Annotated in this window: 9 protein-coding genes; 4 read left to right on the top strand and 5 right to left on the bottom strand. The window is 65.7% G+C overall.

From position 1 onward, the window contains the following. Positions 1-277: 277 nt before the first annotated feature. Positions 278-1,015 (bottom strand): polysaccharide biosynthesis/export family protein, encoded by a 738-nt coding sequence (locus QZZ02_RS14605; RefSeq protein ID WP_291845490.1) that lies wholly within the window; start codon positions 1,013-1,015, stop codon positions 278-280. A gap of 88 nt (positions 1,016-1,103) precedes the next feature. Between QZZ02_RS14605 and QZZ02_RS14600 the strand changes: the two genes are divergently transcribed. From QZZ02_RS14600 to QZZ02_RS14590, 3 genes are all read left to right on the top strand, one after another. After that, entirely contained in the window at positions 1,104-2,633 is a 1,530-nt protein-coding gene (locus QZZ02_RS14600) for a Wzz/FepE/Etk N-terminal domain-containing protein (RefSeq protein WP_291845489.1), read from the top strand. 65 nt (positions 2,634-2,698) lie between these two features. Further along, a complete protein-coding gene (locus QZZ02_RS14595) occupies positions 2,699-3,334 on the top strand; it encodes a hypothetical protein (protein WP_291845488.1) in 636 nt (211 codons plus the stop codon). Continuing rightward, positions 3,331-4,593: an O-antigen ligase family protein gene (locus QZZ02_RS14590; protein WP_291845487.1), complete on the top strand. Its 1,263-nt coding sequence runs from the start codon at positions 3,331-3,333 to the stop codon at positions 4,591-4,593. The genes QZZ02_RS14595 and QZZ02_RS14590 overlap by 4 nt, the downstream gene beginning before the upstream one ends. Here the strand turns inward: QZZ02_RS14590 and QZZ02_RS14585 are convergent, their stop codons facing one another. Genes QZZ02_RS14585 through QZZ02_RS14570 form a run of 4 tightly spaced genes read right to left on the bottom strand, consistent with a single transcriptional unit; the run spans position 4,594 to position 8,691 of the window. Further along, the gene (locus tag QZZ02_RS14585; protein WP_291845486.1) at positions 4,594-5,529 is read right to left on the bottom strand and encodes a glycosyltransferase family 2 protein; all 936 of its coding nucleotides are present in this window, start codon (positions 5,527-5,529) and stop codon (positions 4,594-4,596) included. Further along, on the bottom strand, positions 5,526-6,293 hold the full coding sequence (locus QZZ02_RS14580; RefSeq protein ID WP_291845484.1) for a polysaccharide deacetylase family protein: 768 nt from the start codon (positions 6,291-6,293) through the stop codon (positions 5,526-5,528). The genes QZZ02_RS14585 and QZZ02_RS14580 overlap by 4 nt, the downstream gene beginning before the upstream one ends. After that, positions 6,293-7,237 (bottom strand): glycosyltransferase family 2 protein, encoded by a 945-nt coding sequence (locus QZZ02_RS14575; RefSeq protein ID WP_291845483.1) that lies wholly within the window; start codon positions 7,235-7,237, stop codon positions 6,293-6,295. The genes QZZ02_RS14580 and QZZ02_RS14575 overlap by 1 nt, the downstream gene beginning before the upstream one ends. A gap of 2 nt (positions 7,238-7,239) precedes the next feature. After that, the gene (locus tag QZZ02_RS14570; RefSeq protein ID WP_291845482.1) at positions 7,240-8,691 is read right to left on the bottom strand and encodes an oligosaccharide flippase family protein; all 1,452 of its coding nucleotides are present in this window, start codon (positions 8,689-8,691) and stop codon (positions 7,240-7,242) included. A gap of 133 nt (positions 8,692-8,824) precedes the next feature. Here QZZ02_RS14570 and QZZ02_RS14565 point away from each other — a divergent pair. After that, on the top strand, positions 8,825-9,548 hold a 724-nt coding region (locus tag QZZ02_RS14565), incomplete at its 3' end, for a GNAT family N-acetyltransferase (protein WP_291845481.1).

Genomic DNA, 9,548 nt, shown 5'->3' with positions numbered 1-9,548 from the left:
CCGGTTTGGTGGGGTTGACCACCATCAGACCCGGTGCGGCCGCCGACGGGACTCGCGGCACAACGATTGACCGCCCTGATCCCGTCGGCTTCGATTCGGGGGCTGGAAGGCAACCCGGGAAATCTCCCATCTTTTTGAAAAAGACTTGGCGGGATGCTTGTCGAAGCTACCGTTTAAAATCAGCGCTTTATCGGCTCCGGCCGGTATCCCGCACACCCTCTTCACCCAAACCGCCAGGCGAAAATGCCGTGGCGCGATCGGTGCTGTGCGGCGCCGGTCAGTTGTTCGTGATGGTGTCCGCAATCGCGTAGGAGAAGGCCTGGTCCAGTGGCAGGATGCCGGCGACATATTGCTCCACGAACACGCTTACCTCGGCGACCGTCGATCGGGGCACGAAGATGATGTCGTGGCGCCGGATCTGGGTATTGTCGGCGCCCTGGCGTGCGCGCAGGGCATCGTGCAGGTTGACCGTGCGCATCATCAGGCCGCCACCGGGCTGGCGGCGCAACACGACGACATCGCCGCGCGCTGCGGTGTTCCGGAACCCGCCGGCCATCAGGATGGCCTCCAGGGCGCCGACCGGGCCGGTCAGTTCGACCAGGCCGGGTGCGTTGACCTCGCCGCCGACAATGATGTTCTGTGGTCCAAGCGCCGAGCGGCGCACCTCGATGATCGGAGACACGAGGACATCGCGGGCATAGGCGTCGGCCAGTGTATTGGCGATTTCATAATCGGTCTTGTCGGCGACCATGACATTGCCCACGAGCGGCAGGGAAACGCGGCCATCCGGTCCGATCTCCGCAACGCGTGACAGCTCGGGTGCCGAATGGACCGTCACGTCGATACTGTCGCCGGGATAGAAGCGATAGGCCGGGTCGCTGTCCTGCCAGGCAGCAAAACGCGGCTGGCCCCAGTCGGCGGCAGCCGGTGTCGGCGATGAGCTCGCACAGGCGCTCACCGCGAGGGCGGCGGCGAGCAGGGCGGCGGCGCTGAGGCCATGTCGGATCGCGCGCATGAAATATCTTTCCGGTCGACTGTTCCGGCGCATTCTCGACGCGCCATGGATAACAAATTTTTAAGCGCGTGCAGCGTCTTATTGCGACATGACGCGCGCGTATCATGATAATGGCCCCGCTTACCCGGTGGCCACGGGACCGGTTCACCCCACGCGGGACGAACTCGACCTGTTTGACGTGATCGCGCTGGCCTGGTCGCAGAAGGGCTTTATTGCCTTGATTTTTGCGATGATTTTTGCGGTCGGCGCGGCCGCATCCCTGACCTTGCTGAAGCCATCCTACACCGCCGAGACGCGTCTCCTCGTGCTGCTCGATTCGAATCCGACACCGACGGCAGCCGGTGTCGGCGATGCATTCATGCTTGACCAGGTCATGCAGTCGGAAAGCGAATTGCTGAGCTCCGACGCCGTGCGCCGTCTCGCCCTGGAGACCCTGGGGGCGGATGTCGTACTGGGCGAGCAGGTCGGACTGAATGCCGACGGGCTGGCGCTGCGCGCGCTGCGGACCGGCTTTGAACTGGGCCGCGAGCCGAATTCCTCGGCCATCAATGCCAGCTTCAAATCACCCTCGGCGGAACGCTCAGCGCTGATTCTCAACACGATCGTCGATGCCTATCTGGCTTATCGCGAACAGGTATTGTTCGAGACCGGTTTCAGCGGACTGGAAGTGCGGCGCGAGCAGGCCGATGCGGCGGTGTCACAGGCGAGGGCAGAACTGGACCAATTCCTGCGCACCCATGACCTCGCCAATTTCGAGGCCGAGCGTCTGACGGCCGAAAATCTCGTCGGTAACCTGTCCGACCGGGTCAGCCAGGCCCAGGCCGAGCGTGATTCCGCCCTGGCTGGTGCCTCCGCCTTGCGCGAGCGTCTGTTCCAGATACCCGAGAGCATCGAGCTTTATGTCGAAAATGGCGTATCCGGCGTGCTGCTCGACCGCCGTGCCGAGCGGGCCAGCCTGTTGTCGCGCTATCAGCCAACCGCGCCCGCGGTCCAGGCTGTCGAGCGCGAGATCGCCGCCATTGAAAGCTTTATCCAGTCCGGCGCGGCCGAAGGCGAGGGCCAGCGTCGCACCGGCGCCAATCCGGTCCGCCAGACACTGGAATCGGACCTCGCCACCCGCGAGGCCAATGCCCAGGCCCAGGCGTCGCTCGCCGCCGCGCTGGCCGTCCAGGCGCGTGACAACCGCAATCTGGTCAATCGCCTGCGCCAGCTTGAGCCGGAGTACACCCGGCTCGCCCAGAACATTGCGGCGGCCGAAGAAGCCGCCGGCTCGGTTGCGGCGCTGGAAGCGGCGGCCTCGGCCCGTCGTTCTCCCAGCTTGGGCGCGGCCGATGCGGTTCGCCTGATTGATCGGGCCACGCCGCCGATGGAGGGCAGCTCGATGAAGAAGCTCGGCCTGATCGGCGCCCTTGTGCTGGCAGCGGGTATTGCACTGTTTGCCGGACTGCTTCGCGGTTACTGGCTGACCTATATTCGTGCTGGCGCCTTGCCTCGCCCGCGACCCATTGCGCCGGGCCAGGCCGCACCGGCCGCTGCCGCGCAACCGCAACCGGTCGCGGCCAATGATCCGTTCGACGGGTTGCCCATTCTCGCGCGTGTTGCCGATCGTTCGCTGTAAGCGCAGCGTTAACCTCGTTCCTTTCATTCTGGATCCTACCGAATCGCGCAGGGCATGCCCGTGTCATGAATCTCACCGCTGACCTCTCCCAGCTGATCGACGAACTCGAGCCGATTGCCCGTCCGGGCGGTCAGGGCCGTGTCCTCATGGTGATGGGGGCAAGTCGCGGTGCCGGGGCGTCCACGGTTGCCCGTGAACTGGCCCGTCTCGCCGCGCGCCGCTCAACGCGCGGTGTCTGGCTGTATGATCTCGACTTCAATGCCAATGCCCAGGCCGAGGCGGCCCATGTTCAGGGCCAGGCGTATGATGCCGGTTTCGGGCGTGACCCCTTCTGGTCGCTGACCACGCATGACGGCGCGAAGGCCCGGATAATTGCGCGCCAATCCGCCGTTCCGAACCTGTTCGTCACCGAACTCCAGGCCCGTCCGGGTGTCGTCCGCCAGGCCGGGCTGCGGGCCGCGCCGGACTACTGGTCTGCGGTGCGCGGTGCCATCGACCTCGCCGTAATTGATGCACCGGGCAATTCGCGAGCACCGCTCTCGCTCGCAGCCGATGCCGATGGCGTTATCCTGGTTGCCGATGCCCGCCTGAGCCGGGTGGACGGGATTCAGGCTCGCCGCTCTGCCATCGAGGCGCGGGGCGGGGTGGTCGCCGGCCTCATTCTCAATCGCATGCGGAGCGGTGTGCGGAGCGCAGCATGAGCCTCGCTGCAGCAAACGATCCCGCCTTCCTGGCCGCCTGGCGCCAGGCACCGGCACTTAAATTCAGCGGCCTGATCGAAGGTGGTCTGGCCCTCGTCTGCCTGTTCCTGTTTTCGCAGGGTCTGATCGGTCCGCTCCTTGCCGACCCGACGGACCCCGACAGCTCGGTCGTCCTGCGTCTGATCTGGCTGCCGGTCTATGGCCTCACCCTGCTGCTTGCCCTGACCCGTCCCGGTGCCATGGCCAGAACAATGACCGGCAACTGGCTGCTGCTGGCGCTGGTCCTGCTGACCGCGGTCTCGGTGATCTGGTCGGTCGCGCCGGACACGACCTTGCGGCGCGCCATTGCACTCATCATGACAACCTTTTTCGGCTTCTGGATGGCGGCACGCTGGTCCTGGCGCGCGCTCATCCTGCTCACCGCAACGACCTTTGTCGGTCTCGCAATCCTGTCGACCGCAATGGCCCTGGGCATGCCGTCACTGGGGGTTGATCACGAGGTTCATGCCGGCGCCTGGAAGGGCGTCTGGTGGGAGAAGAACACGCTGGGCGCCATGATGGCCTGGGGTGCGGTGGCCTGTTTCGCGGCCCTGAATGTCGATCCGCGGCGGCGCTGGATCTGGATGGCGGGGGCCGTGCTGTGCTGTGCCCTGGTGTTGTTGTCGACCTCAAAGACCGCCTTGCTGGCCCTGTTGCTGGGGCTTGGCGGAGCGGTGGGGATCGCCCTGTGCCGGCGCGGCTTCGGTTTTGCCGCGCTGATGTTGTTCCTTGCGCTGACCGGGGCCGCTGGCGGGGCGCTCGTGCTGCTCGTGGCACCGGTTGAGTTTCTCGAACTGCTTGGCCGCGATGCCACACTGACCGGTCGGACCGACATCTGGGGGATCCTGTCGCGCCAGGTCGTTGAGGTGCCCTGGACCGGCTATGGCTATATGGCTTTCTGGGCCAATGAGACCGGTCCCGTCTTCTGGGTTCGGCAGGGCACGGACTGGCCGGTTCCGACGGCCCACAATGGCTGGATCGAGACCGCCCTCGCGATCGGTATTCCGGGTGCCGCGATGATGGCCCTGGTGCTCGGTCGCGCCCTGATGCGCGCGGCGGGCCGTCTCTTCCGGGGACCGGAGACCTATTGGACGCTGACCTTCCTGGCCATGCTCGGCCTGGTCAGCATCTCGGAGTCCAACCTGTTGCAGCAAAACTCGATTGGCTGGGTCCTGCTGGTCGCAACGGCGGCCAAGCTGGCGGATAAGCGCACGGGCTGATCAGGCCTGTCCCGTGCTGTCCACCGGCGCGGCCTCGCCATAGAAGCGTGGCTCGAAGGCTTCAACCCAGAACAGTTTTCCCGCGCCCTGGACCGAACGGTCCAGCCAGCCGGCGGCGGATCCGTGACGGATGAGGGCTGTCACGGCCGCAAGGGCGCCGTAACACAGCATCTGGCCCAGACCGATGATCATCCAGAATGCAATCCCGGCCTGGCGACGGGGCCGGGCATTGGCTGCCGATTGCGTGGCCCCCTGGCCGAAGGCGAAGCTGCGGGCGAGCAGGTAGCGCCAGCGCGTCCGGCGGGGCTCGACGGTTTCCACGGCGTGCGCCCTGGCCGACCAGCCGAAACGCGCACCCTGACGTTTGAGTTCGGCAAAGAAGAGATCATCCTCGCCGCCGCTGACATTCATGCGGGGATCAAAGGGCGTGTCGCCGAGTATGAAGGCACTGCGATCGACCAGGGAATTGCCGCACCCGAACGGCGCGTCGAGGCGGTGATCTGTCGATTGGCCGGGGCGTGAATAGAGACGCTGTGCGAGACCGCCGCGCACCCCTCCGGGCGCATCGAGCGCTTCTCCGCGCAGCGGACCGAAAACAACATCGGCCGGCAGCGTCGCGGCGCTTTCCATCAGGGCTTCCAGCCAGACGGCCGAGGCAATCTCGTCATCATCGAGAAAGGCGATGTAACGGCCAGTTGCCGCTTCCCACCCGGCGTTGCGGGCATTGGCGACACCGGCGCGCGCTTCATGGACATAGACGACCTTGCAGCGGGCCACGGCCCTTGCATTGGCGACGCCCCGGGCGGCGGATCCGGCGGGGTCATTGTCGACCACGATGATCTCGTCCGGCTGCCGGCTTTGTGCCATCAGGCTGGCGAGAGCTGCGCGCAAGCCTTCCGGGCGCCGGAAGGTCGGCAGGATGACCGAGACACTCATGCGGTGCGTTCCATCTGGCGCACGGCATCACGCATGGTGAGCACTTCGGCGCCGCTATCGACGATTGCGTCACAGACACGATCCAGCTGCTCCGGTGTGCAGCCCCATTGCGTCGGGTCGTCCTGGACGTCGTGGGCGTAGTAGATCAACCAGCCGGGATGGCGTGACAGGCTGGTCGCAGCCTCGATGGCACGCGCAATGCCCGCTTCGCCGCCATCGATCGGGACCGATTTGAGCAGGTTGCGGTCAGCGCCGCCGCGATTGATGTCGGCGTGGACACCGCGCAGATTGCTGAATCGCTCGGACAGGGCCCGTTTGGCCGCCGGTGTTGCCTCGCCATAGGGGAAGGCGAAACTGTCCAGCTCGCGCTCCAGCCCCATCGCCTTGAGGGCCCGCTCATTGCGGGCAATGTCAGCAAGGAAGGCGGCGGTGCCGACCTGGCTGGCGTCGAGATGGCTGTAGGTGTGACAGGCGATTTCATGACCGGTGGCCGCAAGGCGCTGCAGGTCGCCACAATCGAACATCGCACCGTGATGGGTGACGTCACCGGCATAGCCGGCCGAGGCGTAAAACGTGCCGGTCCAGCCATGTCGTTCCAGCGCTCTTGCACCCGCGCAGGCGGCGGATTTCGGGAAGTCGTCGAAGGTGATCGTGACAATGGCCCGCTCCGATGGCAGGCGCAGCGGCTGGCGTGCCGCAAAGCGGGCCCAGCGGCGGTTGAGGCCGGCCAGAAGTCCTGAAGCCGGTGTATAGGGTGCGTTCATTACAGGACCTCCGACGTCCAGCTGGCACGCCACAGTTTCAGCGCCAGCGTGCGGATGCGCAGCGGCAGGTGTTCATTGCGGCAGAGGCGGGCCCACAGCCCGCGCAGAAGATGCTGGCCGGGCACATGCTTGAGCAGGCGTGCAGCGCGCGCGCCGGGCAGGTCGGCCAGTTCAGGATGGCGCTCGAGAAGTCGTCTGAAATTGACCGCGCCGGCGCGGAATTTTTCGAGCAGGTCGCCTGCCGGCTGCAGCCCGCCATGCCAGGCCGGATTGTCGATATGGGTCAGCCGGAACCGTTTTGCTGCGGTGACCGCCCAGTCGACATCCTCCCAACCCCAGCCGGCGAAACCGTCATCATAGGGGCAAGCCTGCATCACATCGGCGCGGACCAGAAGATTGGACGCGCAAAATGCGGTGGCGCCGATCGCGCTGCGGGTCGCGGCATCATGCTGGTCGCCGGCCCGGGACAGGGCGGCGTGCAGCCGGTGCGCGGCATTGTCCGGTTCGCGGGTCTGATAGCCGCCGAAGACGGCGTCGGCATCACCGGCGTCCATGGCCTCACGGTAGCGATCAAGGAAGGTCGTATCAGCCGGTGTCATGTCGGCGTCGAGATAGAGCAGCCAGGGCGCGCGGGCCTGTTCGGCCAGGATGTTGCGCCCGATTGCCCGGCCGCGATTGCGGGCGCTGGTAAGCAGCCGAATTGGCAGATCGAAATGGTCGATGTGGGCACAGACGGCCTGGTTGAGCGCTTCATCCGGCTCGCCATCATCGAACAGGACGATCTCGAAATCGCCGGGCCTTCGGGCGAGCGGGCCGAGCGCATTGATCAGCGGAATCGGATTGTCGCGATAGAAGGGGACCAGGATGGAAAGCGCCGGCGCGTGCGTCAGCTGGCCCGCCGCATTGGCGTGCTCGCGCGTCGGGATTTCAGTCATCACGGTCATGTCTAGGCCCTCGCCGGACGGAATAGAAGGCGCGCATCACGCAGCCAGGTCCGGCAGCCGGCAATATCGAGGCAATAGGCTGAAATCACGTAAACAAGTCCGCCAGCGCCGGCCTTGAACATCAGATCCAGCCAGGCCGTGCCCGGCGTCGGCAGTGCGAACACGGCGGCGGCCATGATCGCTGTTGCCGCGCCGGCCTTGATCCAGTCGGTCCAGGGCAGGGGCAGGACGAAGTGACGCCGGCCGAGCACGGCGCAGACGGTGAGCGCGAGGGCATAGGCGATCACGGTCGCCATGGCCGCTCCGGCAATCCCGAACATCGGGATGAAGAGGAGGTTCAGAGCGAGATTGATCGCGGCCGAAACGGCCATGATGGCCGCCATGACGCCGGTCTTGCGGGTGAGCGTGAAAGCCTCGTGGAAATAATAGGTCATCATCCCCTTCATCAGGCCCGACAGGGCAATCCAGGGCAGGATGGAGGCCGCTTCGGCGCGCACGGATTCGCCAATGATCAGCGTGGTCAGCGGTCCGGCGACGAGGGCGAGCCCGGCGGCGGCAGGAAAGCAGATCATGCCCATCAGCGCGGCGGCGCGTCCGGCCATGGCCTGGGCCGCAGCGGTCCCGTCTTTTTCAAAGGCCTTGATGGTCAGCGGCCAGACAGCCGCACCAAACCAGATGAAAATCACGTCGAGCAGACGGTCCGCCAGGCCATAGCCGGCCGCATACATGCCGACAGCGCCCTGGCTGAGCAGGGCGGCGATCAGGAAACGGTCGCCGACCGACAGCAGGTGCTCAAAGATCAGCGACATCGAGAGCGGTGCACCATAGCGCGCAAAACTGATGGCCCGGACCCGCTGACGGCGGCCCCGCGCAGCGCGCTTCAGCATCACCGGCAGGTCGAAGACCAGCATGGCCAGCGCGGCCACTGCGGTACCGACAAACACGCCGGCGGCGCCGAGGTCGGTGGTCAGGATGACCCCGATTCCGACCAGGAAGCCGATCATCAGATAGCTGGCCTCGAGCGCCGAGTAGCGCGCGACGTCGCCGCTTGCCCGATGCGTTTCCATGCCGATCTGCAGCAGGGCGCGCAGCAGCAGCGAGACGACGGCGAAGCTCAGGGCTGCCTGCAGCTTGGGATCAATCGGCAGGATGTGCACACCCAGGACAAGCAGGGCGCCCGCAACGACCGCGATGACCAGATAGAGACCATAGGCGGTGGCCAGGTGATCGCGCAGGCGTCCGCGTTGTTCGGCCCGCGCATGGAAGCGGGCGACCGCCGCCTCAAGCCAGGTGAAAGTGAGGATGTGGGCCAGGGAAAGTGTCGCGATTGCAATGGCATACTGGCCGTAGACATCGGCAGGCATGATCCGGGTGAAGACGGCTACCCCGCCAAATCCGACCAGGACCTGCGCCAATTGCACGGGCAGATAGCCCAAGAGATGTCGTCCAAGCATGAAACGCTCCGCTCGCCTGAGAAGGGAAGCTTGCAAGAGCGGTGCCGCTTTGCGGGCGAGGACATACCCGTTCACGGCCTGCTAAGGCGTTGCCCGTAATCTGCTATTTGTGACGGGGAAAGCGGTCCGGACGATGCAGGTCGATCTGAAAAAGCCGAGCGAGCTGACAGGCGCGGAGCAGGGCGCCTGGCGGGCTTTCGTGGCCGCCGAACCCACGCTTGCCAGCCCCTATTTTGCCCTTGAATTTGCCGAGTGCTGCGAAGAGGCCCGCGACGATACGCGCGTGCTTGTCGTGCGCGAACAGGGCGCACTCACCGGCTTTTTGCCGATCCAGACCGGCCGGTCCGGCTTCGCGCGCGGGCTGGCCGGACCGCTGGGTGATGTGCAGGGCGTGATCGCGCCGCGCGATCGGCGAGCTGCTCCGGGCACATGGCTTGCGGCCGCAGGCATTCCCGTTTTCAGCTTCCATGGCGCGCTGGCGAGTCAGGCCGGTTTCCGTGATGTCGCGACGGCGCAACCGGACGGGTCCTGGGTGATTGATGTGACCGAGGGGTTCGATGCCTGGCTCGCCAGCCGCAGATCCGTCAACGCCAAGGCCATGCGCAATATCGCGACCCGCCTGCGCCGCCTCGAAGAGGTCGATGGCGGCCATTCCTTCGTGATGGCGGACTACCGGCCGGACATCTTCGAAGCGATGGTGCAACTGAAGCGGGACCAGTACCGCCGCACTGGCGTTTTTGATGTCTTTTCCGTGGGTTGGACCGTGCGCCTGCTCAAGGCGATCCTGCGCCGCCAGTCCGATCAGTTCTCCGGTGTCTGTTCCAGCCTGCAGGTCGGGGATGATATTGTTGCCGTCC

It is taken from the genome of Maricaulis sp., assembly GCF_015665295.1.
Taxonomy (GTDB): Bacteria; Pseudomonadota; Alphaproteobacteria; order Caulobacterales; family Maricaulaceae; genus Maricaulis.
Note: the sequence above shows the minus strand (reverse complement) of the source record. Positions and strands in the feature narration are given on the sequence as shown.

Coding starts and splice junctions, on each gene's coding strand:
- QZZ02_RS14600 (WP_291845489.1), top strand. CDS start 1,104: ATGACGCGCGCGTATCATGATAATGGCCCCGCTTACCCGGTGGCCACG.
- QZZ02_RS14605 (WP_291845490.1), bottom strand. CDS start 1,015: ATGCGCGCGATCCGACATGGCCTCAGCGCCGCCGCCCTGCTCGCCGCC.
- QZZ02_RS14580 (WP_291845484.1), bottom strand. CDS start 6,293: ATGAACGCACCCTATACACCGGCTTCAGGACTTCTGGCCGGCCTCAAC.
- QZZ02_RS14570 (WP_291845482.1), bottom strand. CDS start 8,691: ATGCTTGGACGACATCTCTTGGGCTATCTGCCCGTGCAATTGGCGCAG.
- QZZ02_RS14575 (WP_291845483.1), bottom strand. CDS start 7,237: ATGACCGTGATGACTGAAATCCCGACGCGCGAGCACGCCAATGCGGCG.
- QZZ02_RS14595 (WP_291845488.1), top strand. CDS start 2,699: ATGAATCTCACCGCTGACCTCTCCCAGCTGATCGACGAACTCGAGCCG.
- QZZ02_RS14590 (WP_291845487.1), top strand. CDS start 3,331: ATGAGCCTCGCTGCAGCAAACGATCCCGCCTTCCTGGCCGCCTGGCGC.
- QZZ02_RS14585 (WP_291845486.1), bottom strand. CDS start 5,529: ATGAGTGTCTCGGTCATCCTGCCGACCTTCCGGCGCCCGGAAGGCTTG.